Annotated in this window: 25 protein-coding genes; 19 read left to right on the top strand and 6 right to left on the bottom strand. The window is 70.8% G+C overall.

The genetic code is table 11. From position 1 onward, the window contains the following. Positions 1-27 precede the first annotated feature (27 nt). The 3 genes from ABWV20_RS07495 to ABWV20_RS07485 are packed head-to-tail and all read left to right on the top strand — an operon-like array spanning position 28 to position 2,644. Positions 28-669 (top strand): trimeric intracellular cation channel family protein, encoded by a 642-nt coding sequence (locus ABWV20_RS07495; RefSeq protein ID WP_353354239.1) that lies wholly within the window; start codon positions 28-30, stop codon positions 667-669. Between the two features lie 12 nt (positions 670-681). Beyond that, complete coding sequence (locus tag ABWV20_RS07490; protein WP_353354238.1) at positions 682-1,761, top strand: ferrochelatase; 1,080 nt, start codon at positions 682-684, stop codon at positions 1,759-1,761. Between the two features lies 1 nt (position 1,762). Beyond that, positions 1,763-2,644, top strand: coding sequence for an inositol monophosphatase family protein (locus ABWV20_RS07485; protein ID WP_353354237.1), 882 nt, complete (start codon positions 1,763-1,765; stop codon positions 2,642-2,644). 61 nt (positions 2,645-2,705) lie between these two features. Here the strand turns inward: ABWV20_RS07485 and ABWV20_RS07480 are convergent, their stop codons facing one another. Beyond that, positions 2,706-2,891, bottom strand: coding sequence for a hypothetical protein (locus ABWV20_RS07480; protein ID WP_353354235.1), 186 nt, complete (start codon positions 2,889-2,891; stop codon positions 2,706-2,708). A gap of 352 nt (positions 2,892-3,243) precedes the next feature. Here ABWV20_RS07480 and ABWV20_RS07475 point away from each other — a divergent pair, with 352 nt between their 5' ends. From ABWV20_RS07475 to ABWV20_RS07455, 5 genes are read left to right on the top strand one after another with little or no spacing between them, the layout of a single operon-like run. Then, the gene (locus ABWV20_RS07475) at positions 3,244-3,543 is read left to right on the top strand and encodes a DUF4193 domain-containing protein (RefSeq protein ID WP_013492762.1); all 300 of its coding nucleotides are present in this window, start codon (positions 3,244-3,246) and stop codon (positions 3,541-3,543) included. 42 nt (positions 3,544-3,585) lie between these two features. Then, positions 3,586-4,101, top strand: a complete 516-nt coding sequence (gene dut / locus ABWV20_RS07470) for a dUTP diphosphatase (RefSeq protein ID WP_502901766.1) — start codon at positions 3,586-3,588, stop codon at positions 4,099-4,101. A gap of 58 nt (positions 4,102-4,159) precedes the next feature. Then, on the top strand, positions 4,160-4,981 hold the full coding sequence (locus ABWV20_RS07465; protein WP_353354232.1) for a DUF3710 domain-containing protein: 822 nt from the start codon (positions 4,160-4,162) through the stop codon (positions 4,979-4,981). 30 nt (positions 4,982-5,011) lie between these two features. Continuing rightward, entirely contained in the window at positions 5,012-5,404 is a 393-nt protein-coding gene (locus tag ABWV20_RS07460) for an OB-fold nucleic acid binding domain-containing protein (protein ID WP_353354230.1), read from the top strand. After that, a complete protein-coding gene (locus ABWV20_RS07455) occupies positions 5,397-6,113 on the top strand; it encodes a DUF3159 domain-containing protein (protein ID WP_353354228.1) in 717 nt (238 codons plus the stop codon). Before ABWV20_RS07460 ends, ABWV20_RS07455 begins: the two co-directional genes overlap by 8 nt. An 86-nt stretch (positions 6,114-6,199) precedes the next feature. Here the strand turns inward: ABWV20_RS07455 and ABWV20_RS07450 are convergent, their stop codons facing one another. Further along, the gene (locus ABWV20_RS07450) at positions 6,200-6,889 is read right to left on the bottom strand and encodes a potassium channel family protein (protein WP_353354227.1); all 690 of its coding nucleotides are present in this window, start codon (positions 6,887-6,889) and stop codon (positions 6,200-6,202) included. Between the two features lie 121 nt (positions 6,890-7,010). Then, positions 7,011-7,673 (bottom strand): potassium channel family protein, encoded by a 663-nt coding sequence (locus tag ABWV20_RS07445; RefSeq protein WP_353354226.1) that lies wholly within the window; start codon positions 7,671-7,673, stop codon positions 7,011-7,013. 127 nt (positions 7,674-7,800) lie between these two features. On the opposite strand from ABWV20_RS07445, the gene ABWV20_RS07440 reads away from it, so the two are divergent. From ABWV20_RS07440 to ABWV20_RS07390, 11 genes are all read left to right on the top strand, one after another. Continuing rightward, positions 7,801-9,765 (top strand): APC family permease, encoded by a 1,965-nt coding sequence (locus tag ABWV20_RS07440; protein ID WP_353354410.1) that lies wholly within the window; start codon positions 7,801-7,803, stop codon positions 9,763-9,765. Beyond that, entirely contained in the window at positions 9,762-11,018 is a 1,257-nt protein-coding gene (locus ABWV20_RS07435) for a class I SAM-dependent RNA methyltransferase (RefSeq protein ID WP_353354224.1), read from the top strand. The genes ABWV20_RS07440 and ABWV20_RS07435 overlap by 4 nt, the downstream gene beginning before the upstream one ends. 199 nt (positions 11,019-11,217) lie before the next feature. Beyond that, entirely contained in the window at positions 11,218-14,010 is a 2,793-nt protein-coding gene (locus tag ABWV20_RS07430) for an aconitate hydratase (protein ID WP_353354222.1), read from the top strand. 107 nt (positions 14,011-14,117) lie between these two features. After that, on the top strand, positions 14,118-14,486 hold the full coding sequence (locus ABWV20_RS07425; protein ID WP_353354221.1) for a hypothetical protein: 369 nt from the start codon (positions 14,118-14,120) through the stop codon (positions 14,484-14,486). A gap of 185 nt (positions 14,487-14,671) precedes the next feature. After that, positions 14,672-16,540 carry a 1-deoxy-D-xylulose-5-phosphate synthase gene (gene dxs, locus ABWV20_RS07420; protein WP_353354220.1) on the top strand — a complete coding sequence of 623 codons (1,869 nt, stop codon included), beginning with the start codon at positions 14,672-14,674 and terminating at the stop codon, positions 16,538-16,540. 230 nt (positions 16,541-16,770) lie between these two features. Next, positions 16,771-17,988, top strand: a complete 1,218-nt coding sequence (locus ABWV20_RS07415) for a substrate-binding domain-containing protein (protein ID WP_353354219.1) — start codon at positions 16,771-16,773, stop codon at positions 17,986-17,988. Continuing rightward, positions 17,985-18,743, top strand: coding sequence for an ABC transporter ATP-binding protein (locus tag ABWV20_RS07410; RefSeq protein ID WP_353354218.1), 759 nt, complete (start codon positions 17,985-17,987; stop codon positions 18,741-18,743). Before ABWV20_RS07415 ends, ABWV20_RS07410 begins: the two co-directional genes overlap by 4 nt. After that, a complete protein-coding gene (locus tag ABWV20_RS07405) occupies positions 18,740-19,504 on the top strand; it encodes an ABC transporter ATP-binding protein (protein ID WP_502901765.1) in 765 nt (254 codons plus the stop codon). Before ABWV20_RS07410 ends, ABWV20_RS07405 begins: the two co-directional genes overlap by 4 nt. Further along, a complete protein-coding gene (locus ABWV20_RS07400; protein WP_353354216.1) occupies positions 19,501-20,385 on the top strand; it encodes a branched-chain amino acid ABC transporter permease in 885 nt (294 codons plus the stop codon). Before ABWV20_RS07405 ends, ABWV20_RS07400 begins: the two co-directional genes overlap by 4 nt. Next, positions 20,382-21,419, top strand: coding sequence for a branched-chain amino acid ABC transporter permease (locus tag ABWV20_RS07395; protein ID WP_353354215.1), 1,038 nt, complete (start codon positions 20,382-20,384; stop codon positions 21,417-21,419). Before ABWV20_RS07400 ends, ABWV20_RS07395 begins: the two co-directional genes overlap by 4 nt. Continuing rightward, positions 21,416-22,351, top strand: coding sequence for an alpha/beta hydrolase (locus ABWV20_RS07390; RefSeq protein WP_353354214.1), 936 nt, complete (start codon positions 21,416-21,418; stop codon positions 22,349-22,351). Before ABWV20_RS07395 ends, ABWV20_RS07390 begins: the two co-directional genes overlap by 4 nt. A gap of 88 nt (positions 22,352-22,439) precedes the next feature. Here the strand turns inward: ABWV20_RS07390 and ABWV20_RS07385 are convergent, their stop codons facing one another. The 3 genes from ABWV20_RS07385 to ABWV20_RS07375 form a co-directional block, all read right to left on the bottom strand. Beyond that, on the bottom strand, positions 22,440-24,296 hold the full coding sequence (locus ABWV20_RS07385) for a helix-turn-helix domain-containing protein (RefSeq protein WP_353354213.1): 1,857 nt from the start codon (positions 24,294-24,296) through the stop codon (positions 22,440-22,442). Between the two features lie 44 nt (positions 24,297-24,340). Next, positions 24,341-25,174 carry a 3-hydroxybutyrate dehydrogenase gene (locus tag ABWV20_RS07380; protein WP_353354211.1) on the bottom strand — a complete coding sequence of 278 codons (834 nt, stop codon included), beginning with the start codon at positions 25,172-25,174 and terminating at the stop codon, positions 24,341-24,343. Positions 25,175-25,282: 108 nt separating this feature from the next. Then, positions 25,283-25,673, bottom strand: a 391-nt coding sequence (locus ABWV20_RS07375; RefSeq protein ID WP_353354209.1) for an integrase core domain-containing protein, incomplete at its 5' end; no start/stop codon positions are given.

The raw sequence follows: 25,673 nt of genomic DNA, 5'->3' as shown, positions 1-25,673 counted from the left end.
CGCCGCGCAGGTACCGTTTGCCTTGGCATGCTGACCCCGTCCTATCACTCGGCCCAACTCGCCCTCGACCTCGCCGGCGTGTTCGTCTTCGCGCTGTCCGGGGGGCTCGTGGCGGTCAAGAAGGGCTTCGACCTCTTCGGCGTCCTCGTCCTCGCCGTCGCGGCTGCCCTGGGCGGCGGGATCCTGCGCGACGTCCTCATCGGAGACGTCCCCCCGGTGGGGATCAGTGACTGGCGTCTGCTCACGGCCGCTGCCCTCGGTGGGCTCGTGACGTTCGTCTACCACCCCGGGGTCGAGCGCATCTCGCGGCTCGTCCGCGCGCTCGACGCGGTCGGGCTGGCGGCGTTCGCCGTGGCCGGCAGCCTCAAGGCCGTCTCCTTCGGCGTGCCCCCGATCGCCTCCGTCCTCGTCGGCGTGACCACGGCGGTGGGTGGCGGAGTGATCCGGGACCTTCTGGCCGGACAGGTGCCGGAGGTGCTTCGGCGGGAGCTCTACGCCGTGCCCGCGACCGTCGGCTCGGTCGTCGTCGTCGTGGCCGGCGAGCTGGGGGCGCTCAGTGACTGGGTCCTCTGGGGCGCCGTGGCGCTCGTCTTCGGCCTTCGCATCGTCGCGGTCCGGCTCGACCTCAACGCCCCCAGACCCCTTCGAACCACGGGCACATCGACATGAAAGCGACCAGGCATGCACCCATATGACGCCATACTCCTGCTCAGCTTCGGAGGACCGGAGGCGCCCGAGGAGGTCGTGCCGTTCCTCCGGCGGGTCACGGCGGGTCGCGGGATCCCCGACGATCGACTGGAGCAGGTGGGCCAGCACTACTTCCTCTTCGGTGGACGCAGCCCGATCAACGACCAGAACCGCGCTCTCATCGGTGCCCTCAGGGCCGAGCTCGACGCCCGCGGTGACGACACCCCGGTGATCTGGGGCAACCGCAACAGCGCGCCGTTCCTCACCGACGCGCTGCGCGAGGCCCACGCGATGGGCATGCGTCGCCTGGTCGCGGTGACGACGAGCGCCTACTCGTCGTACTCGTCCTGCCGGCAGTACCGCGAGGACCTCGCCGCGGCGGTCGAGGAGCTCACGGCCGAGGGACTCAAGCTCTCCATCGACAAGATCGCCCCGTACGCACCTCGAGCCGGGTTCCGCCGGGCCAACGAGGTCCAGGTGGTCGAGGCGCTGCGCACCCTCGAGGGGACACCGGACGAGGACATCGCTCTGCTGTTCGTCACCCACTCGATCCCGGAGGGCATGGACGCGACCTCGGGGCCGGGGGACGGCGAAGGGCACCTCTACCAGCGGCAGCACCTCGCTCTCGCCTCGGCCCTCACGGACGCCGCGAACGCCGAGCTGGGTCGCGACCTCGTCGGTGAGCTCGTCTTCTGCTCGCGCTCCGGTCCACCCAACCAGCGGTGGCTGGAGCCCGATGTCAACGACCGCCTCAGGGAGCTGGCCGCCGCCGGCCGCACTGCTGTGGTGGCCGCGCCGATCGGCTTCGTCTCCGACCACATGGAGGTCGCCTACGACCTCGACACCGAGGCCGCTGCGACGGCGCGTGACCTCGGACTGCGCTTCGTCCGCGCGGCCACACCCGGGACCGATCCGGTCTTCGTCGCCGACCTCGTCGATGCGGTCGCGGAGCGGGCCGCGGAGGCGCGCGGAGAAGCCGTTGCCGACCTCGAGGGCCGGATGCCCTCCGTCTGCGCTGCCGGGTGCTGCCCCAACCTGCGGAGCCCACGGCCCGCTCTGTGCGGGCAGGACTGACGTGGTCACCGACGAGCACCTCGACCCCGCCGAGCCGTCGTCCGCAGTTCTCGAGGAGCTGGAGCGGCTGTGCGTCGACCTGGCGGTCGCCGCGGCTCGCCTCATCCGTGACGAGCGTCCGCAGCAGGTGGGAGTCGCCGCCACCAAGACGACCGACACGGACGTCGTCACGATCATGGACCAGCGGTCCGAGGAGCTGCTCCACCGGCTGATCCGGGGCGCCCGCCCGGACGACGGGATCCTGGGGGAGGAGGGTGCGGACGTCCTGGGGACGTCCGGCCTCACCTGGGTCATCGACCCGATCGACGGGACGGTGAACTACCTCTACGAGATCCCCGCCTACGCGGTCTCGGTCGCCGTGGTCACCGGCGACGCGCGCACGGAGGGCGGCTGGCGAGCGCTCGCCGGTGCGGTGGCCGACCCCTCCCGCGAGCTGGTGCACCACGCCCGGCGCGGTGGCGGCGCGTGGACCGTTCCGGAGTCCGCGCCAGCCCCTGGGTCCCCGACCCGGGCGCGCCGGCTCGCGGTGTCGACGGAGGAACGTCTGGGGCGGTCGCTGCTCGCGACCGGGTTCGGATACGACGCCGACGTTCGCGCCCGGCAGGCCGAGGTGCTCAGGAGCGTTCTCCCGCAGGTTCGCGACATCCGCCGCATCGGCAGCGCGGCGCTCGACCTGGTCCGCGTGGCCGACGGCTCGGTCGACGCCTACGCGGAGTCCGGCCTCAACGCGTGGGACCTGGCGGCCGGCTGGGTCATCGTCGAGGAGGCGGGCGGGGTCGTGCTGGGCCGGCGTGGGCACCGCCCGGGCAAGGCGCTCACCGTTGCCGCGGGACCGGCACTCGTGCAGCCCGTGCAGGCGCTGTTCGACCCCGCCACGCAGTAACGGGCCGTATGCCGCTGAGCTGGCTCAGCGGAATACGGCCCGTGATCTGTGGTTGCCTCAGTCAGGCGGCCTGAAAGGGCTCGAGCTCGGGGACCCTCAGGTCGTTGGCGGCGGCGAGACGGGCGAAGGACTCCAGCTCCCCGGTGTGGATCTGGACCCGGTAGTCGTCACCCGCTGCCCTGGCTCGGGCGAGGTCGTCGAGTGCGTCGAGCACCCGGACGCGGATCTGGTCCACGAATTCGGTCATGGGGCACCTCCTGGCCGGTGGAAGGTCGGTCGGGTTCGCAGACCCTACCGCGACGTCGGGACCCCAGCCTGCACCGGTCCAGGTACAGGTTTGGCAAAGAGGTGGTGAACTGTTCGTCCGGAAACGGCAGCTGAAGGCCATCCATCGACCGGGCCGCAAGACTCTTTGCCGAACGAAGTGACACCAGCCGCCGGATGGGGCACAATCCGCGCACGCGGCATGTTTTCGCGATGTTCGCAGCGTTACCGATGACGCGGGAACAAGCGGGAGCGCGGGGACGTTCTCGCGACACGACATGCGGGTGGGGTCTCCGGGCCAGGGCCGGAGCACGAGCAGCACTGAGAGGGCACAGATGGCAACCGACTACGACGCGCCACGCAAGACCGACGACGACCTGAGCGAGGACTCGATCGAGGAGCTCAAGTCGCGTCGCGTCGACAAGAGCTCGTCCAGCGTGGACGTCGACGAGACCGAGCAGGCCGAGGGCTTCGAGCTGCCCGGTGCCGACCTCTCGGGTGAAGAGCTCTCCGTCCGGGTCCTGCCCAAGCAGGCCGACGAGTTCACCTGTTCGCGATGCTTCCTCGTCCACCACCGCAGCCAGCTGGCCAAGGAGACGAACGGCATGATGATCTGCACGGAGTGCGCTGCCTGACGCGGCGCCGATTGGCAGCTCGAGCAGATAGGGTCGGTCCACGTGACCGACCCTTGTGCTTCTCAGCCCGAGTCGGGCGGCGGCCCCGCCCAGCCGACCCCGGTCGTGGCCGTGCTGCGGGTCGACCCGGAGCTGCCGCTGCCGAGCTATGCCCACCCCGGTGACGCCGGCGCCGACCTCGTCTCCCGGATCGACGTGACCATCGCACCGGGGGAGCGGGTGCTGGTCCCCACCGGCATCTCCATCGCCCTCCCGCCCGGTCACGCGGGCTTCGTCCACCCACGATCGGGGCTGGCCGCCCGGCACGGGATCAGCATCGTCAACGCCCCGGGCACCATCGACGAGGGCTACCGCGGCGAGGTCCTCGTCAACCTCGTCAACCTCGACCGCACCGAGCCGTTCCGGGTCCAGCGGGGGGACCGGATCGCCCAGCTCGTCGTCCAACCGGTGGTGCGGGCCTCGTTCGTCGCCGTCGATTCGCTCGATGGGACCGTCCGGGGGGACACTGGACACGGGTCGACCGGCGGCTTCGGGGCGAGCCGAGCACCGATCACCTGACCGGACCTGACAGGATTCACCGGGCCGACGCCAGCAGGAACAGAAGGACGGACATCACGTGGGACTCTTCAGCCGCCGCAAGTCGGCCAGCGCCGAACCGGGTGACGAACAGGTTCACGGGCCGGACGACGGAGCGGACCTCGCCCCGGCGCTCGAGGGTGACGGGTCCTTCGCCGAGCCGGAGGACCTGACCGGCGAGGGCCGGCAGGCCACCGCGGTCGTCGACGGAACCACCGGTCCCTTCGACCGGACCGCAGTGTCGGACGACGGCGAGTACCTCAACCTGGGCGCCATCTGGATCAAGGGGCAGCAAGGACTCGAGCTGCGCCTCGAGGTCAACGAGCGGGAGCAACAGATCACCGGTGTCACCGCGGTGCTCGGTGAGTCCGCGGTCCAGCTCCAGGCCTTCGCGGCGCCCCGCACCGAGGGCGTGTGGATCGACATCCGCAACGAGATCGCCAAGAGCATCACCGACGCCGGAGGCACCGCCGAGGTGCGCACGGGCGAGTTCGGCGAGGAGCTGCTGACCCGGATGCCCCAACAGGACCCCGAGGGCCGAACCGTCTTCATGCCGGCCCGCTTCGTGGGGTTCGACGGACCGCGGTGGTTCCTGCGGGCCGTGATCAGCGGTCGTGCCGCCATCGACGGCGAGGCCGCAGCCGGTGTCCACGAGCTCATCCGGACGGCGGTCATCGACCGTGGTGAGGAGGCTCGCCCTCCCCGCGAGCTGCTGCCGCTGCGGCTGCCGGACGCACAGGCCGGTCCCGCAGCACAGCCCGAGGAGGCCGCTGAGGCGGCTGAGGCGGCTGAGGCGGCTCCCGAGACGATCGACGACCTCAGGCCGTTCGAGGGCGGTCCAGAGATCACCGAGGTCCGGTGACGGCCCGCGGTCGTCGCCGAGGTCCCCCTGATGAGCCCTGAAGCCGCCAGTCGACTGCGTCGCTTCGCCGAGCGCCTGCGCCGTGACGCCATTGCCCGGGATGGTGACCAGGCCACGCCGGCCCCCGCGCAGGCGGGCGTCGTGCCCATCGCGCAGGCGCGTCCCCGGGCGCGCGTGACCGTCGTCGGGGAGGTGCGCATCGTGGCCCTGCGGCCCCAGGCCGACGTCCCCACCCTCGATGTCGAGCTGTGGGACGGTTCGGACGCGCTGCACCTGGTCTGGTTGGGGCGTCGGAGCATCCCCGGCATCTCGGCCGGCACGCATCTACGGGCGACCGGCCGCGTCACGGTCCAGCGCCACACCAGGACGATCTTCAACCCGGCCTACGAGGTCATCCGAACCCGGAGAGGACCCCATGGCTGAGCACGTCGACGACGCCTCGACAAGCACCGGAGTCGAGCGCTCGGAGGCGGACCTGCGCCGCTACACGACGGTCGAGGAGCTCCTCCGCGACAAGCTGTCGGAGGCCATCGGCGGTTGGCGGGGAGCCCTCGAGTCCGCCGTCCCCACCCTCGTCTTCGCCCTGACGTGGGTGGCGACGCAGGACCTCAAGCTGTCCCTGCTGGGCGCCGGGGCATGCGTCGCGGTCCTCCTCGTCATCCGGCTCGTCCAACGCCAGGACCCGAGGTTCATCGCCTACGCGGCCGTGGGGGTGGGCATCTCCGCGTTCTTCGCCCTCCGGTCCGGGCAGGCAGAGGACGCCTTCCTACCGGGCATGCTGCAGAACGCCGGGCTGCTTGTCCTGCTCCTCGTGACCAACCTGGTCCGATGGCCACTCTTCGGCTTCGTCGTCGCGGTGGCCGAGCCGGAAGCCTTCGCCGAGGACCCGACGTGGTGGCACAAGCATCCCGGGATCGTCACCGTGGCGATGCGTCTGGCCTGGGTCCTCGTCGCCCTCAACGTCGTCCGGCTGGCCATCATGGTGCCCCTCTACCTCGGTGAGCAGGTCGCCGCGCTCGGCGTCGCCAAGGTCGTCCTCGGTTGGCCCGCCTACATTCTCGCCGTGACCGCGATGGGGGCCATCCTCGTGCGCGGTCACACCCCGATCGACCCGGGACGATCGCGGGCCTGATCGCGACTCCGGCCGGCCCCCGACTCCGGCCGGGCCCCGACTCCGGCCGGGCCCCGACTCCGGCCGGGCCCCACGCAGGGATCAGCTCACTGGTCCACGCGCACGTCTCGGGGCCGGGTGCCCGGCGCGACGAGCTGTTGCAGCTCGCGTTCCTGCTCCGCCGCGGTGATGAAGAGCAGCTCGTCGCCGACCTCCATGGCGTCGTCACGGGTCGGGGCGATCGGCCGCTCGTCGCGGATGATGGCGACGAGGACGGTGTCGGTCGGCCAGGCGATGTCGCCGACGCGCTGCCCGGCGAACGGACTGCCCTCGGGCAGGGTGATCTCGACCATCGAGGCGCGACCCTGCTGGAACTCGAAGATGCGCACGAGGTCGCCGATGCTGACGGCCTCCTCGATGAGGGCAGTCATCAGCCGGGGGGTCGACACCGCCACATCGACGCCCCACGACTCGTCGAACATCCACTCGTTCTTGGGGTTGTTCACGCGCGCCACGGTCCGGGGCACCCCGAACTCGGTCTTGGCGAGCAGGGACAGGACGAGGTTGGCCTTGTCGTCCCCGGTCGCGGCGACCACGACGTCGGACTCCTCGAGGCGGGCCTCCTCGAGGGCGCTCAGCTCGCAGGCATCGGCCAGCAACCAGGAGGCCTCAGGCACCCTCGATGCCTGGACGTCGTCGGCATCCTTGTCGATGAGCAGGATCTGGTGGCCGTTGGCGAGCAGCTCTCGGGCAATCGAACGGCCGACGCTGCCTGCTCCTGCGATGACGACACGCATCTGTACTCTCCTGTGGACCGGGCCTGCCCGACCAACCTACGTCGGTCGGGAGCTGGATGGGCAGCGGATGCTCGGAAACCCTCGGCACCCTCGGGACTGTCGGGGACGCGACGGGCGCCCCTCAGTGGACCATGGGTGGCAGGTCGCACAGCCGCTCGACCCGGCCGAGGTCGTCGCGCATGAGGGCCAGGTGGACGAGGTCGCCCTGCTGGATGACCATGTCGGGACGCGGGAGCTCACCCTGACCGAGACGGGTCACGTAGGCCACCCGAGCCCCGGTCCTGGCCTCGACATCAGCGAGCGGATGGCCGATCCACTGCTCCGCCAGCGGGACCTCGGCGATGACCACCTTGCCGCTCGGGTCCGTCAGCTCGGGCATCGCTCCGGACGGCAGGAGCCGCTGGATCATCTGGTCTGCCGTCCACTTGACGGTCGCGACGGTCGGGATCCCGAGGCGCTGGTAGACCGCGGCACGCTGAGGGTCGTAGATGCGCGCGGCGACGTGCTCGACGCCGAACGTCTCGCGCGCGACCCGGGCGGCGAGGATGTTGGAGTTGTCGCCGCTGCTCACCGCGGCGAAGGCGTAGGCGCCCTTGATCCCGGCTGCGATGAGGGTGTCCCGGTCGAAGCCGATGCCGGTGACCGTCTGGCCCTCGAACGAGGTTCCGAGACGGCGGAACGCGGAGGCGTCGGCATCGATGATGGCGACATCGTGGCCGTGGGAGCTCAGCATGCGGGCCAGCGTCGAGCCCACGCGGCCGCAGCCCATGATGACGAAGTGCACGGTCGCGACGGTACACCCAGCCCGCGCGCCTCGGCGGACGTGGCCGCGCCGGGAGCCTGGTCCGCATACAGTGTCCTCCGTGCCAGGAACCGGTTCGCTCTTCAAGCGAGTCCTCGTCGGACGGGCGATGCGCAGCGACAGGCTGGGGGAGACGCTGCTCCCCAAGCGGATCGCGCTGCCCGTCTTCGCGAGCGACGCCCTGTCGTCCGTCGCCTATGCCCCTGACGAGATCATGCTCATGCTCGGCCTCGCGGGGGGCGCCTTCGCGTTCACGCACAGCTGGCAGGTGACGATCGCCGTCATCGTCGTCATGGCGATCGTCGTCGCGTCCTACCGCCAGAACGTCCACGCCTACCCGTCCGGTGGCGGCGACTACGAGGTGGCCAACGTCAACCTCGGCCCCAAGGCCGGCCTGACCGTGGCGAGCGCGCTCCTCGTCGACTACGTCCTCACCGTGGCCGTGTCGGCCTCGGCGGGCATCCAGAACGCCGGCACGGTGCTGTCCTTCGTCCGGGGCAACGAAGTCGTCTTCGCCGTGGCGATGATCCTCTTCCTCACGGCGATGAACCTCCGTGGGGTCCGTGAGTCCGGCACGGCCTTCGCCATCCCGACCTACCTGTTCATGGTTGCCATCCTCGGCATGGCCGTCTTCGGCTTCATCCAGCACTTCGCCGGCACGCTGGCCCCGGCCGAGAGCGCGGAGCTGACGCTCCTGCCCGAAGGCGGGGGAGACGCGGTGACGGGTCTCGCGGCGGCCTTTCTCCTGCTCCGCGCCTTCTCCTCGGGGTGTGCGGCGCTGACCGGGGTCGAGGCGATCTCCAACGGTGTGCCGGCGTTCCGGGAGCCGAAGAGCCGCAACGCCGCCACGACCCTGCTGCTCATGGGCACGCTCTCGGTGACGATGATGGCCTCGATCGTCACCCTGAGCCAGTGGACGGGGGTCAAGATCGCCGAGGACCCGGCCACCCAGCTGCTCCGCGATGGCAAGCCGGTCGGTGAGGAGTACCACCAGCTCACCGCCATCGGCCAGCTCTCCGAGGCCGTCTTCGCCGACTTCCACCTGGGCGTCGTGTTCGTCTCGATCGTGACCGGCCTCATCCTCTTCCTCGCGGCCAACACGGCCTTCAACGGCTTCCCGGTCCTCGGCTCGATCCTCGCCAAGGACGGCTACCTGCCGCGCCAGCTGCACACCCGTGGCGACCGGCTCGCCTTCTCCAACGGGATCCTCATCCTCGCGGCCGCGGCGGCGTTCCTCGTCATCGCGTTTGGCGCCAACGTCAACGCGCTCCTCCAGCTCTACATCGTCGGTGTCTTCGTGTCGTTCACGGTGAGCCAGACCGGCATGGTGCGTCACTGGACGCGGCACCTGCGCCTCGAGCGTGACCGGGCCGCGCGGCGACGCATGCAGCGTTCCCGGGTCGTCAACGCGATCGGCGCGACCATGTCCGGCATCGTCCTGGCCGTCGTCCTCGTGACGAAGTTCCAGCACGGGGCGCGGTACGCCATCGTGGCCATGGGTGCGCTCTTCCTGCTCATGCTGGCGATCAGACGGCACTACCAGCGGGTCAGCCGGGAGCTGGCCATCGACTGGGAGACCGACAAGCCGCTGCTGCCCAGCCACGTGCACGCCATCGTGTGCATCTCCAAGATGCACAAGCCGACGATGCGTGCCCTGGCCTACGCCCGGGCGAGCCGGCCGTCAGAGCTCGAGGCGATCACGGTGGACGTCGACCCCGAGGACACGCAGGCGCTCATCGCGGAGTGGGAGCGGCGCGAGATCCCGGTCACGCTCAAGGTGCTCTCCTCGCCCTACCGGCAGATCACCAAGCCGATCCTCGACTACGTGCGGTCCATTCGTAGCGGCAACCCTCGTGACGTCGTGACCGTCTACCTGCCGGAGTACGTCGTCGGCCACTGGTGGGAGCAGCTGCTGCACAACCACAGCGCGCTGCGACTCAAGGCGCGGCTGCTCTTCACGCCCGGTGTCATGGTGGTGAGCGTGCCCTGGCAGCTGGCGTCCTCCGAAGGTGCCGAGCGTGAGTGGATCGACGAGCCGCCGATCCCGGGTTCCGTCCGCGGTGGCGGCGTGTGAGCGGTCGCAGCCCGCGCGAGCGCCCTGAGGGTCGCGCTGACCTCGTCGGCGCGGAGTGGACCGTCGATGTCGGCCCGGTGGCCCATGGCGGCCACTGCGTCGCCAGGCACGAGGGACAGGTCGTCTTCGTCCGCCACGCCCTGCCGGGCGAGCGGGTCGTCGCGCGAGTGACCGAGGGCAGGGTCGGCGACCGGTTCGTCCGCGCGGACGCCGTCGAGGTCATCGAGCCCTCGGCGCACCGGGTGCCCGCCCCGTGCCCGTATGCGGCGGCCAGGGTCTGCGGCGGCTGCGACTTCCAACACGTGGCCCTGCCCCATCAGCGCGAGCTCAAGGCAGCGGTGGTGCGCGAGCAGTTCGCCCGCCTCGCCGGGCTCGACGTCGACATTGAGGTCCGACCCGTGCCCGGGGACACCGACGGCCTGCGCTGGCGCACCAGGGTGGAGTTCGCTGTCGACGGCTCGGGGCGTGCCGGCCTCCACGGGCACCGGTCACGTCGCATCGTGCCGGTCGACGACTGCCTCATCGCGACGCCGGACGTCGTCGGGTCCGGCGTCCTCGACACCGTCTGGCACGACTGCACCGCCGTCGACGTCGTCGACGCCGCCCACCCCGACGAGGCGGTCCTCGTCCCGCTGCCCGTTGCGCCCGGCGCCGACGCGGGTGGCGGTCTCGTCGGCGAGCGGGTGACCGACGGGGCGTGGGAGGGCGAGTACGTCGTCGCCGCCCGCGGCTTCTGGCAGGTCCACCCCGGCGCGGCCTCGACCTTCCTGTCGCGGGTCGTGGCCCTGCTCGAGCCGACTCCGGGAGACCGGGTCGTCGACCTCTACGCCGGCTCCGGTCTGTTCACGACCCGCCTCGGCGAGCTGGTCTCGCCGGGCGGTTTCGTCCTCGGCGTCGAGGGGGACACCCGAGCCGTCGCCACCGGGATGCTCAACACCGAAGGGCAGGACAACATCGAGTGGCGAACCAACCGGGTCGACCGCGAGCTCGCGTCGCTGGCGGCCCAGGCCATCACGGCTGACCTCCTCGTCCTCGACCCTCCTCGCACCGGAGCCGGGGCCGGCGTGATGGCCCATGTGGCCGCCCTCGGGCCGAGGCGCGTCCTCTACGTGGCCTGCGACCCGGCCGCGCTCGCCCGGGACGTCAAGGCAGCCGGGGACCACGGCTTCCGGCTCGCGCACCTCGAGGCGTGGGACGCCTTCCCGATGACCCACCACGTCGAGTGCATCGCCGTCCTCGAGCCGACCACCTGACCGCGGGTCGCGTCGTGGTCCCCGGCCACAGGGGGGAGGCTCCATGGCCCGGGAAGCGAGCTCAGCGGCATACGGCGTCCAGCCCTTGGCACGTCGACGACCCGGGCTGACAATGGTCCCGGCGTGTGGTTAGATATCTTGATATCAAGATAAATTGACGAGCACGACATCCAACTTCAGTTGCTGGAAGGAGCCCGCTGTGGGCAGTGTTGACAGCTTCAAGGCAAAGGGGACCCTCGAGGTCGGCGGCGAGTCGTACGAGGTCTACCGCCTGGCGTCGGTCGAGGGTCACGAGACCCTCCCGTACAGCCTCAAGGTCCTCCTCGAGAACCTGCTGCGCACCGAGGACGGGGCCAACATCACGGCTGACCACATCCGCGCCCTCGGCGGCTGGGACGCGAACGCCGAGCCCGACACGGAGATCCAGTTCACCCCCGCCCGCGTCATCATGCAGGACTTCACCGGTGTGCCGTGCGTGGTCGACCTCGCCACGATGCGCGAGGCGGTGGCCGACCTCGGCGGCGACGCGGCCAAGATCAACCCGCTCGCCCCGGCCGAGCTGGTCATCGACCACTCCGTCATCATCGACGTCTTCGGCCGCCCCGACGCGTTCGAGCGCAACGTCGAGATCGAGTACCAGCGCAACCGCGAGCGCTACCAGTTCCTGCGCTGGGGGCAGACCGCGTTCGACGACTTCAAGGTCGTCCCCCCGGGCACCGGGATCGTCCACCAGGTCAACATCGAGCACCTGGCCCGCACGGTCATGGTCCGTGACGGCGTGGCCTACCCCGACACCTGCGTCGGCACCGACTCCCACACGACGATGGTCAACGGCCTCGGCGTCCTCGGCTGGGGCGTCGGCGGCATCGAGGCCGAGGCGGCCATGCTCGGCCAGCCCGTCTCGATGCTCATCCCGCGGGTCGTCGGCTTCAAGCTCTCCGGCTCCATCCCCAGCGGAGCCACCGCCACCGACGTCGTCCTGACGATCACCGAGATGCTGCGCAAGCACGGGGTCGTCGGCAAGTTCGTCGAGTTCTACGGCGAGGGCGTCTCCCAGGTGCCGCTGGCCAACCGGGCGACGATCGGCAACATGAGCCCGGAGTTCGGCTCCACCTGCGCGATCTTCCCGATCGACGACGTGACCCTGGAGTACCTGCGCCTCACCGGCCGGTCGGCCCAGTCCGTCGCGCTCGTCGAGGCATACGCCAAGGAGCAGGGCATGTGGCTCAACGCCGGGCCCGACCAGCCCGAGGCCCGCTACAGCGAGTACCTCGAGCTCGACCTGTCCACGGTCGTGCCGTCCATCGCGGGCCCGAAGCGTCCGCAGGACCGCATCGCCCTCACCGACGCCAAGGAGTCCTTCCGGAAGGTCCTGCCCACCTACGTGGCCCACCACGAGGGCGACCCCGGGCACGCGACGAGCTTCCCGGCGAGCGACCCGACCCCCCAGGGCTCCGACGAAGGACTCAACGGCGGGGACAAGCCGGCGAACGAGGGCGACGGCGACGGGCGCCCGTCCCGCGCGGTGCGGGTCACCGACGCCGACGGTCGCGAGTTCGAGATCGACCACGGCATCGTCTCGATCGCCTCGATCACCAGCTGCACCAACACGTCCAACCCCTCGGTCATGATGGCCGCCGCCATGCTCGCCAAGAACGCCGTCGAGAAGGGCCTGACGGTCGCCCCGTGGGTCAAGACGTCCATGGCGCCGGGCTCCAAGGTCGTGACGGGCTACTACGACAAGGCCGGTATGTGGCCCTACCTCGAGAAGCTCGGCTTCCACCTGGTCGGCTACGGGTGCACGACGTGCATCGGCAACTCCGGACCGCTCAACGACGAGATCTCCGCGGCGGTCAACGAGAACGACCTCGCCGTCACCGCGGTGCTCTCCGGCAACCGCAACTTCGAGGGCCGGATCAACCCCGACGTCAAGATGAACTACCTCGCGAGCCCGCCGCTCGTCATCGCCTATGCCCTCGCCGGGACGATGGACTTCGACTTCGAGACGGAGCCGCTCGGTCGGGACGGTTCCGGCGCCGAGGTCTACCTCCGCGACATCTGGCCGACTCCCGAGGACGTCGAGCGGACCATCGCGCAGTCGATCAACCAGGAGATGTTCACCACCGACTACGCCGACGTGTTTGCCGGTGACCAGCGCTGGCAGTCCCTGCCCACGCCGGAGGGCGACACGTTCGCGTGGGACCCGGAGTCCACCTACGTCCGAAAGCCCCCGTACTTCGACGGGATGACGGTCGAGACCGCCCCGGTCACCGACATCGACGGCGCGCGCGTGCTGGCCAAGCTCGGCGACTCCGTGACGACCGACCACATCAGCCCCGCCGGTTCGATCAAGGCGGACAGTCCTGCGGGCCGATACCTCCAGGAGCACGGCATCGAGCGCAAGGACTTCAACTCCTACGGGTCGCGTCGCGGCAACCACGAGGTGATGATCCGCGGCACGTTCGCCAACATCCGCCTCAAGAACCTCCTGCTCGACGGCGTCGAGGGCGGCTTCACCCGGGACTTCACCCGGGGCGGGGAGCAGTCCTTCATCTACGACGCTGCCCAGAACTACGCCGCTGCGGGCGTCCCGCTCGTCATCCTCGCCGGCAAGGAGTACGGCTCCGGATCGTCGCGCGACTGGGCGGCCAAGGGCACGAGCCTGCTCGGCGTCAAGGCGGTCATCGCCGAGTCCTACGAGCGGATCCACCGCTCCAACCTCATCGGCATGGGCGTCATCCCGCTCCAGTTCCCGCAGGGGGAGAACGCCGAATCGCTGGGCCTGACCGGCACCGAGACCTTCTCGATCTCCGGGATCACCGAGCTCAACGAGGGCCGCACGCCGCGGACGGTTCGCGTGGTGGCCACCGGCGAGGACGGCGCCGCCACGGAGTTCGACGCGGTCGTGCGCATCGACACCCCCGGTGAGGCCGACTACTACCGCAACGGCGGCATCCTGCAGTACGTCCTCCGGTCGCTCGTCGCGAGCTGATCGCAGGGTCTTCGGCCAGCGTGGTGCCAGGTGAACGGCTCACTGTTCACCCGGCACCACGCAGCCGCATGCCGGTCGGCTCGCGACCGGTCGGCACAATGGGAGGCATGGCAGCACACACCCCGCCCGGCTGGCCCCAGGGCGTCCCCCCGGCCCACACGCCGGGCTGGGAGGAGCGCGCGGTGCTGTGGCTGCTCGACCAGTGCCCGCCCGACTACCGCTCCTACACGGGCTGGCGCAAGCACCCGATCGCCCTCGCCTGGCTCGCGGGCCGGCACCTCGACGGCCAGGTCGTCGCCATGCGCGACGCGTGGCGCGAGGCCCGAGTCGCGGTCGGGCCGCACGTCCCCGCCGACGCCCTCGACGAGATCCTCGGGCAGATCGAGGCCGAGGGAATCCGGCTGCTCGCCGCATCGCGCTCCGCCCGCCTGCTCCACGAGGCGCTCCAGGGGAAGGTGTTCGCCCCGCGCCTCTGACCCCGACGCCGGTCGACGGGGGGAGACGTCCGCGGCACGGTCGACGCGGAAGCGAGCCCAGCGGCATACGGCCGGGTGGTGTGAGGTTGGTGACGAAAGGGTGAGGGGGGCACGGTGAGTTCGGGACCTCGGCCGGTCACACCGTAGACTCGATCGACCACCCGAACGGAGAGGACCCGGCCAGCGTGAGCCTGCTCGACCAGATCGAGAGCCCAGCGGACGTGAAGGCGCTCCCGGCAGCCGACCTGCCGGCGCTCGCCGACGAGATCCGCACCTTCCTGGTCGCGGCGGTCTCGCAGACCGGGGGCCACCTCGGCCCCAACCTCGGCGTCGTCGAGCTCACCATCGCACTGCACCGCGTCTTCGACTCTCCGCGCGACACGATCGTCTTCGACACGGGGCACCAGTCCTATGTCCACAAGCTGCTCACCGGCCGGCACGACTTCAGCAAGCTGAAGAAGCAGGGCGGCCTGTCCGGCTACCCGAGCCGCGCCGAGTCCGCGCACGACGTCGTCGAGAACTCCCATGCGTCGACCGCGCTGTCGTGGGCCGACGGCATCGCCAAGGGGCGCCGCCTGCGGGGCGAGACGGGTCGGCACACCGTCGCGGTGATCGGTGACGGGGCACTGACCGGCGGGATGGCCTGGGAGGCGATGAACAACATCGCCGTGGACAAGGACCTGCCGCTGGTCATCGTCGTCAACGACAACGAGCGCTCCTACGCCCCGACCATCGGCGGGCTCGCCGAGCACCTGGCGACCCTGCGCACGACGCAGGGCTACGAGCGCGTCCTCGACTGGGGCAAGCGATCCCTCGCCCGCACCCCCGTCGTCGGCGGTGCGATGTTCGAGACGCTGCACGGGGTGAAGAAGGGGATCAAGGACATCGTCGCCCCACAGGGGATGTTCGAGGACCTCGGGCTGAAGTACTACGGGCCGGTCGACGGCCACGACGAGCAGGCGGTCGAGAAGGCGCTCCGGCAGGCCAAGGACTTCGGCGGCCCGGTCATCGTCCACGTCATCACCCAGAAGGGGCGGGGATACCAGCCCGCCCTGGACGACATCAACGACCACATGCACGGCATCGGCAAGATCAACCCTGAGACCGGCCTGCCGTTCGAGGTGTCCGGGCGCATCTGGACCGACGAGTTCAACGACGAGATGGTGCGGATCGGCGCGGAGCGGCCGGACGTCGTCGCGATCACCGCCGCGATGCTCATCCCCGTGGGTCTCGACGGCTTCGCCGCCGCCTATCCCGACCGGGTCTTCGACGTCGGGATCGCCGAGCAGCACGCCGTGACGATGGCGTCCGGGCTCGCCTACAGCGGACTGCACCCCGTCGTCGCCGTCTACGCGACGTTCCTCAACCGGGCCTTCGACCAGGTGCTCATGGACTGCGCGCTGCACCGGGCGGGGGTCACCTTCGTCCTCGACCGTGCCGGCATCACCGGTAGCGACGGCGCCTCGCACAACGGCATGTGGGACATGACGCTCACGTCCATCGTGCCCGGGCTGCGGCTCGCGGCTCCGCGCGACGGCGAGCAGGTCAAGCTGCAGCTGCGTGAGGCCCTCGACGTGTCGGACGCACCGACCGTGCTGCGGTTCCCCAAGGGCGACGTCGGCGAGCCGGTGGCAGCCGTGCGCGCGGTCGGCAGCGTGGACGTGCTCCACGAGAGCGGCGACGAGGCGGTCGACGTGCTCGTCGTCGGGGTGGGGGCGTTCGCCGCGATGTCCGTCGACGTGGGGGAGAAGCTGGCCGCCCAGGGCCACTCGGTGCGGGTCGTCGACCCCCGCTGGGTGCTGCCCGTCGACCCGGCGGTCGTCGAGCTGGCCCGCTCGGCCGGTGCCGTCGCCGTCATCGAGGACAACCTCGTCAGCGGCGGCATCGGGTCGGCCGTGACGCTGGCCCTGCGTGAGGCCGGGCTCGACGTGCCCGTGCACACCTACGGCATCCCCAAGCGTTTCCTCACGCACGCGTCGCGCGGCCAGGTGCTCGAGGAGCTCGGCCTGACGGCCGACACCGTCGTCGCGGGGCTGGCTGCCCACCTCTCCTGACAGCACGGTCTCCGCCGACGCCGTATGCCGCTGGGCTGGCTCGCGCTCGTCCCCGCGGTCCCAGACCGGCTCGGGCCCGTGTCAAGCGGACACATGGGACGGGGCTCATTGTGGGGCGTGACCCCACGAGGTCGGCCGAGACACTCAACTACCTTCGCCGGGAACGGCTGGGTGACAACGGATCTCGCAACGACCAGGGAGCGAGCACCCACCAGAGGTGGAGGACAACGGTGTCCAAGCGTTGGAGTGTGATCCTGGCGGGAGCACTGCTCAGCATGACGGTGGCGGCCTGCGGCACACCTGGAGAGCCGGGTGCGCCCGCGAACCAGGGAACGGCCGGCGGCGGGGGAGCCGAGTCGGCGCCGGTGAAGGTCGGCCTCGTGTACTCCAAGTCGGGTCCGCTCGCGACCTACGGCGAGCAGTACCGCCAGGGCTTCACGGCGGGTCTGGACTACGCGACGAAGGGATCGGGCGAGGTCAACGGGCACAAGGTCGAGATCACCGAGCAGGACGACGCCGGTGACCCCGCCAAGGCGGTCGCGGCAGCCACCGACCTCATCGGCCAAGGGCACAAGATCATCGCCGGCTCGACCTCCTCGGGCGTCGCCCTCCAGGTGGCGCCGCTGGCCAACGACAACAAGGTCCTCTTCATCTCCGGGCCGGCGGCTGTCGACGCCCTGAGCGGCGCCAACAAGTACACCTTCCGCTCCGGCCGCCAGACCTACCAGGACGTCGCCACCGCGGGCTCCATGCTCGGGGACGTCTCCGGCAAGAAGGTCACCGTGCTCGCGCAGGACAGCGCCTTCGGCAAGGCCAACGTCGCCGCCGTCACCGCCATCCTCGGCGCCAAGGGCGCCACGGTCGACTCGGTCGAGGTCCCCGCCGCGGCGACCGACGTGACGCCGTTCGCCACGAAGATCAAGGGTGCATCGCCCGACCTGCTCTTCGTCGCCTGGGCCGGCGCCAACGCCGCGTCGATGTGGTCGACCCTCGAGCAGCAGGGCGTCTTCGAGTCGACCAAGGTCGTCACGGGCCTCGACATCAAGCCGACGCACGCGATCTTCGGCAAGGCCTCGAGCCAGATCAACTTCCTGTCGCACTTCTTCGACGGCGCGAGCGACAACGCCGCCTACGCGGCCCTGGCGAAGGGCCTCAAGGACCAGGGGGCGACGGTCGACCTGTTCACCAACGACGGCTTCGTCGCGGCGCAGATGATCGCCCACGCCATCGAGGCGAGCGACTCGGACGTCGACGCCATGGTGTCGGCCCTGGAGGGTTGGTCGTTCGAGGGCCCGAAGGGCCAGCTGCAGATCCGGGCAGAGGACCACGCGCTGCTCCAGCCGATGTTCACGGCCACCCTCAAGCAGGATGGCAGCACCATCGCCCCCGTCCTCGGCGACACCCTCGACCCGGCGGCCGTCGCACCTCCGGTCACGCCGTTCAAGTGACCACCCCCGTCATCAGTGGAGACGCCATCGGCTGGAGAGTCGGTGGGGCCCAGATCCTCGATGACGTCACGCTCGGCGTGGGGGCCGGTGAGCTGCTCGGCATCATCGGCCCCAACGGGGCGGGCAAGTCCTCGCTCGTGAACATCCTGAGCGGCGTGACCCGCCCGACGACGGGGGTCGTGCGGCTCGCCGGGGACGACGTGACCAGGCGGTCGGCGACCCGCCGGGCCCGGCTGGGCCTGTCGCGGTCGTTCCAGACCTCGGCCCTCTTCGACGGGCTCACGGCCGGCGAGAACGTCCATCTGGCCGTCCAGGCCAGTGGTTCCGCGCCCTTCTCACCCTTCCGGCGCGCACGTCCGCGGCGGGACGGAGCGGCGACGGAAGGAGTCGACGCCCTCCTCGAGCGGGTCCGCATCCACGACCGCACCCAGAGCCTCGCCCGCGACCTGTCGCACGGCGACCGTCGGAAGCTCGAGCTCGCGATGGCGCTCGCGTCGAACCCCAAGGCCCTGCTCCTCGACGAGCCGATGGCCGGCGTGTCCGCCGAGGACGTCGACGGCCTGACCGAGATCATCGGCGAGGTCCGCGACTCGGGCGTGGCTGTCGCCATGGTCGAGCACCACATGCACGTCGTGCTCGGGCTCGCCGACCGAGTGGCCGTCCTGCACCACGGACAGCTGCTCGCCACCGGATCACCCCACGACGTGACCAACGACGAGCGCGTCCAACAGGCCTACCTGGGAGAAGCCCTGTGACCGACACGACCACTGCCCGCGGACCGGGACCGGCCCCTCGGTCCGAGATGAGCCCGGTTCTCGCCGTCGAGGACCTCCACGTCCGTTACGGGGGTTCCCATGTCCTCCAAGGGGTCTCGTTCGACGTGCCGTCGACCGGCGTCACGGCCCTGCTCGGGCGCAACGGCGTCGGCAAGACCACCACCCTCAAGGCGATCATCGGCCTGGCTCCGCGCACCGGACGCATCGTGCTGCAGGGCAAGGCGATCCAGGACGAGCCGACACCGCGGATCATCCGGGGCGGGATCGGCTACGTCCCCGAGGACCGCGAGGTCTTCGGCGGCCTGACCGTCGACGAGAACCTGCGCCTCGTCGACCCCGACCACGGGGTGGACGCGCCGATCGTCGCGCAGCTGTTCCCCGACCTCATCGCCCGTGCCAAGCAGCGCGCCGGAACGCTGTCCGGTGGGCAGCAGCAGATGGTGTCGCTCGCCCGGGTGCTGCTGCGGAAGACGTCCGTCCTCCTCATCGACGAGCCGACCAAGGGCCTCGCCCCGAAGCTGGTGACCGAGGTCGCCGACGTCCTGGCGGAGGTGGCCCGGACCACCCCCATCCTGCTCGTCGAGCAGAACCTGCCGCTGGTCCGGCGGATCGCCGCCACCGTGGTGGTGCTCGACGCCGGCCGGGTGGTGCACCGCGGAGGAGCGGCCGAGCTCGTCGCGGACGCCGGGCTGACCCGGGAGCTGCTCGGGGTGTCGATGCGTCGGGAGGGAGCCGCATGACCGACTTCGTCCTCATCATGGTCACCGGCCTCGGCCTCGGTGCCCTCTACTTCCTCGCCGCCAGCGGACTCAGCATCATCTACGGGCTGATGGGCGTGCTCAACTTCGCGCACGGCGCCTTCATGATGGCCGGGGCCTACGCGGGATGGCTCACCATGAGCAACCTCCCAGCGAGCCTCTCGGTGGCCACCCGCCTGCTCGTCGCCGTGGTCGTGGCCCTCGTCGTCGGCGCGGTGATCGGCCTGCTCGTCGAGGTCGTGCTGATCCGACCGCTGTACCGCCACCACATCCAGCAGGTCCTCGTCACCGTGGGTCTCTCCTTGGCGAGCGTGGCTGCGGCGCAGGGGATCTGGGGCGCCGACCCTCGCACGGTGGAGAAGCCGGAGTGGATGGCGGGCACCTCGGTCGTGCTCGGTGCCCGACTCCCGAACGACCGCTTCGTCTTCATCCTCGTGGCCCTGGGCGTCTTCCTGGGGCTGCTGGCCCTGCTGCACTACACGCGCCTCGGCCTGATCATCAGGGCCGGCGTCGAGAACCGCACCATGGTCGAGGCGCTCGGCATCAACGTGCACCGCACCTTCACCATCGTCTTCGCCCTGGGTGGCTCGGCCGCCGCCCTGGCAGGGCTGTTGTACTCGCAGTACGCGGGGACGGTGTCGCCGGCCCAAGGGGGATCCCTGCTCATCTACGCCTTCATCGTCGTCGTCATCGGTGGCATGGGGTCGCTCATCGGCACCGCCGTCGCGGCGGTGGCGGTCGGTCTCGTCCAGCAGCTGGCCAACTTCTACGCCGCCAGCGGGGTGGGTGACCTGTCGGTGGTGCTGCTGCTCGCGCTGGTCCTCCTGCTGCGGCCGACCTCACTGAAGGGAGCCCATGCATGAGAGCCGCCGCGCTGCTCAAGGCCCTACCGTCCGTCGTCGTCCTTCTCGTCCTGGCCTACCTGCCCTATGTCCCCCTTGAGCTGCCGGGGGTCCTGCCGGGACGGGTCAACGGGCCGGGCAGCCTGCAGCTGCTCGCGACCTGTCTCGTCATCGCCGGCGTCGCGCTCAGCTACGACGTGCTGTTCGGCAGGACCGGGCTGCTCAGCTTCGGGCACGCCCTCTTCGTGGCGGCAGGCAGCTACCTGCTCACGATCTCCCTGGCCGACTGGTCCCTGCCGCTGCCCGTGGCCATCGTCGTCTCCCTGACGGTGACGACCCTGCTCGCCCTCGTGGTCGGGGGGATCGCCCTGCGGGTCGGGGGGATCGCCTTCGCCATGGTGACGCTCGCCTTCGCCCAGGCCGCCTCGATCATCGTCATGCGCAACCCGGGGGGCGTCACCGGCGGCGAGGAGGGCAAGTCGCTCAACCGCAGCGCCGTGCCCGAGCTGCTCGTGGGGGTAGCCAACGCGCCCTACCGGTACTGGCTCGCACTCGGGTTCGCCGCCCTGGCCTTCGTCGTCGTGACGCTCCTCGTGCGTTCCAGGGCCGGTCACGCCATGGCCGCGATCAGGGAGAACGAGCCGCGTGCTGCCGTTCTCGGGTTCGACACCTACCGCGTCAAGCTGCTGGCGATCGTCGTGGGTGCCTTCCTCGGCGGGCTCGGCGGCATCGTCCACGCCCTCGTCCTCGGTGGGTCCAACCCGCACGTGACGACGACCGAGTTCACCCTGGCCCTGCTCATCATGGTCGTGCTCGGAGGGGCGGGGAGCACGTGGGGCGCGCTCATCGGCGGGTTCCTCTACACCTACGCGGACGCCCGCCTCGTCGAGCTCAGCGGAGCCGGCTTCGCCGATGCGCTGCCCGAGGTGGCCCAACAGGTCCTGGCCGAGCCGCTCTTCGTGCTCGGGCTGTTCTTCATCGTCATCGTCTACTTCGCCCCGGCCGGCCTGACCGGCCTCGGTGGGCGACTCGTCAGGAGAGGTCGAGCAACATGAGCATCGCCCCCGACTTCGTCATCGAGCAACCGATCGGCAGTCTGGCCATCCACGACCTGACTCTCGGCGTGGCCCGCGACGGGGCGCCGGTCGTGGTCGCCGTTCATGGGATCACGGCCAACGGACTCTCATGGCGCAGAGTCGCCGACGAGGTCGATCGGCGGCACGGTCCGGGAGCGGTCCGCTTCCTCGCTCCGGACCTGCGGGGCCGGGGCGGCAGTCGCCGGGTGCCGCCCCCCTATGGGCTCGCTGTCCACGTCGAGGACCTCACCTCGATCGCCTCGGTCTTCGGCTGTGCCCCGCTCCTGGTGGGTCACTCCATGGGGGCGTTCATCTGCGCCCTGGCGGTGGCCAGCCATCCGGAGCGCTTCCCCGGGGCGGTGCTCGTCGACGGAGGGCTGGCCTTCCCGGCGCCTGCCGACCTCGACATCGATGCGGCGCTCACCGCGGTGATCGGCCCGGCGATGGACCGGCTCTCGATGCGCTTCGAGAGTGTGGACGACTACCTCGCCTTCTGGGAGCAGCACCCCAGCCTCGGGCCCGCCCTGCGTGGCCCGGCCGGGGAGGCGGTGCGCCACTACCTGAGCCACGACCTCGTCGAGGACGACGCAGCCCCGGGCCGATGGCGCAGCTCGTGTGTCCTCGACGCCGTCCGGGTCGATGGCGCCGACGTCCTGGCCGATCCCCTGACGCACGCGGCGGTGCGGCGAGCTGTCGGTCTGGGCAAGCCGATCGAGCTCGTGTGGGCACGGCGTGGCCTGCTCAACGAGCCCCAGGGACTCTACGACGAGGAGCGGCTTGCCGCGCTCGACATCCCGGACGGCGTGCGCGTCACCGCGGTGGATGCCAACCACTACGACGTGATCCTCGACGAGCCCGGCGTCCGGGCCGTCGTGGACGCGATCGACCGGCACCTGGGGGGCTCGGTCTAGACCGGCGGCGAGGGGCCCCGACCGAGGAGCGGGCCCGTCTGAGACGGTGTGGGGCGGGTCAGCCAGGGTCCGGCAGGATCAGGCAGGATCAGGGCTCGGCGAGCAGGCGCCGCAGCCGGAGGGCGAGCTGCAGCTCCAGAGCCTGTTCCGGCTGCTGCCACGACGGCCCGAGCAGCGCTCCGATCCGCTCCAGGCGCTGGGAGACGGTGTTGACGTGAACGTGGAGGCTCGAGGCGGCGTGCCGCGGGCTGGACCCAGCGGCGAAGTAGGCCTCGAGTGTTCCGACCAGGTCGGTGCCACGCCTCTCGTCATAGTCCAGCACCGGCGCGAGGACCCGGTGGACGTAGTCGCCCACATCGGGGTCCGTGCCGACGATGAGGCCGGCGAACCCGAGCTCGGTCGCGGCGGCCCCCTGACCGCGACGGCCGAGGGCGATGAGCGCGCGGGCGGTCCGGGCGCCCTCCTCATGGGCAGCGGGGATCCCGCCCACCCCGGAGACGGGACCGACCCCCGCCACGGTGACGGGTGACCGGCGACCCACCCGCCCGGCCACGGTCTTGGCGAGGGCGTCGGGATCCGAGGCCGGCACCAGCGCCACGATCTGGTCGTCGTGAGCTCCGACGAGCGAACCTTCTCCCGTCGCGGCACTCGCCGACATGATGAGGGCACGGGTGGCCGCGGAGTCCTCGCCACGCATGACGAGGACGCAGAACGGGGCGACGGGGTCGAAACCGGCCCCCCGAGCGAGCTGGACCCGCTCGCCCTCGGAGCCGCGCCCGGCGACGAGATCGGCCAGCACGCGGTTGCGCTCGGACTGCCGAGCATCTGCGGCGTTTCGCTCGAAGAGCAGGACGAGGGACGTCACCATGCCCGCTCGCTCCACCGTGCGGGCGTCGGCGTCGTGGAGCCTGCCGACCTCGCCGAGGAGGAGGGTGCCGAGTCGCTCGTGGGCGGCATTGATCATGACGGCGTAGGTGTCGCCCTCGTGGACCAGCCGCCCGCCAGCAGCGGCCGCCTTGTCCTGCAGCTGCTGGATCTCGGCGCTGCGGACGAGGTCGGGGGCGGGGCCCGTCGACGATCGCACCGCGCCGTTCTCGTCGAGAAGGACGGCCCAGCCCCCGAGCAGCTCGGCCACCGCATGTGTGATGCCTTCGACCCCGCCGCCGCCGAGGACCAGGTTGGCGAAGCGGTCGTGAGCTGCAGCAGCCTTCTCGATTCCGGCGGCGTACTGCCGGACCGTCTCGTGGGCCTCCTGAAGCGCCTGCACGGCCTTCTCGGCGTCCGCCAGGGCCCGGGTCTGCACGAGTGTGACGGCCGCCAGGGTGGCGAGGTTGGTCAGCAGGGCGACGTCCTCGCGCGTGAACGGGCGGGCCGTGCGGTTCGCGGCGAAGAGGACCCCCACGAAGTCCGACTCGACGATGAGCGGCGTCCCGCAGATGGAGACGATGCCTTCCTCGCCGACGGCGCCGTCGATCGCCCCGGTGTGCTGGAACCTGTCATCAGACCAGTAGTCGGCCGTCCAGTAGGGCTTGCGGGTCGAGGCGACCAACCCCCCCAGTCCGGCGCCGAGGGCGAGCCGGACCGACTGGAAGGCAGCCGATACCGAGCCGGAGGTGGCCCGCATGAAGGTGTCGTCGGCCTCGGCGTCGTAGAGCGTGAGGTAGGCGAGGTCGGTCTGGAGCAGGTGTCGGGCCCGGCGGACGATGGCCTCCAGGACCTGCGCGGGGTCGTGCTTGGTGGCGAGCTCTCGCGCAGTGTCGAGCAGGGCCGCGAGGCCGGCTTCCCGGTGCTGGTGGAGGTCGCGGGTGTGCGAGATGCGCAGCGCCAGGTCTCGCGCGGCGGGAGGGGCGTCGGCAGCCGCGATCTCGGCGACGGTGGCTCCGGAGGCCAGCAGCTCGAGCAGGTGGAGCACCTGGTCGGTCCTGGTGTCCGGGCTGGTCGTCACGTCGCCGATCATAGGCACGTTGGGGGCGGGGCCGGGGGCGCCCGTCAGTGGGCGGTCCAGCCGCCGTCCATGACGAACGACGTACCGGTGACCGAGCCCGAGGCCGGACCGCAGAGGAAGAGGGCGAGGGCCGCGACCTCGTCGGGCTCGACGAGCCGCTTGACGGCGACGGGGGAGAGCATGACCTTCTCGACGACCTCGCTCTCGGGAATGCCGTGCGTGCGTGCCTGGTCCGCGATCTGCTTCTCGACGAGCGGCGTGCGCACGTAGGCGGGGTTGATGCAGGTGGACGTCACGCCGTGCGGGGCGCCCTCGAGGGCCACGACCTTGGACAGGCCCTCGAGCCCGTGCTTGGCGGTGACGTAGGCCGACTTGAAGGGGCTGGCACGGAGGCCGTGGACACTCGAGACGTTGATGACCCGACCCCAGCCGCGCGAGTACATGTGCGGCAGCGACTGGCGGATCAGCCGGAAGGGTGACACGAGCATCAGGTCGAGGATGAGCTCGAACCGGTCGAGCGGGAACTCCTCGATCGGGCTGACGTGCTGGATGCCGGCGTTGTTGACGAGGATGTCGACGTCATGCGGGAGCCGGCCCAGGCTGTCGAGATCGGCGAGGTCGGCGACGATCGGGGTCACCGTGGTCCCCTGCGCCAGGCGGGTCAGGCCGGCCTCGTCGCGGTCGACGGCGTGGACGGTGGCCTGGGCCCGGCTGAGCGCCAGCGCGATCGCGGCTCCGATGCCGCTCGCCGCGCCGGTGACCAGGGCTGTGCGCCCCGTCAGGTCGATGGGGTCGTTGGCCACCCGTGGCCCCGTCATCCCGATGGGTGTGGGCGACTCGGAGTCGTCGTCGCGAGCGTCGTTGCGGGCGTCCGGCATGCGGGAAGACTATGAAGTACGCGCGGACACGATCATGTGGCTGCACGACACAAATGCGGCCCGACGATGTGGCGGCACCGCACGTCGCCGAGACGAGCCGCGGGTCCGCTAGATGTACTGACCGGGGACGTTGGTCAATCGGCTGAAGGGTGGCTGGTTCCCGCAGGCTGAGTGGGGCCGGTGGTGATTGTAGGCGTGGAGCCAGGCGGGTAGCGAGGCTCGGCGTTCGGCTTCGGTGGCGGACTGCCGGGCGTAGGCCCAGCCGTCGGCCAGGGTGCGGTGGAAGCGTTCGATCTTGCCGTTGGTCTGCGGCCGGTACGGCCGCGTCCGCTTGGGCGTGATCTCCAGCTCGGTGCAGGTGTCGCGCCACAGGTGCGAGCGGTAGGCCGGCCCGTTGTCGGACAGCACCCGTTCGACCGTGACGCCGCGCTGGGTGAACCAGGCGACCGCCCGACGCAGCACGGCCACGGCGGTGGCGCCGGTCTCGTCGTCGTGGACC

The organism is Intrasporangium sp. DVR, assembly GCF_040365325.1.
Taxonomy (GTDB): Bacteria; Actinomycetota; Actinomycetes; order Actinomycetales; family Dermatophilaceae; genus Intrasporangium.
The sequence above is the reverse complement of the archived record's forward strand: the minus strand, read 5'-3'. Positions and strand labels throughout refer to the sequence as shown.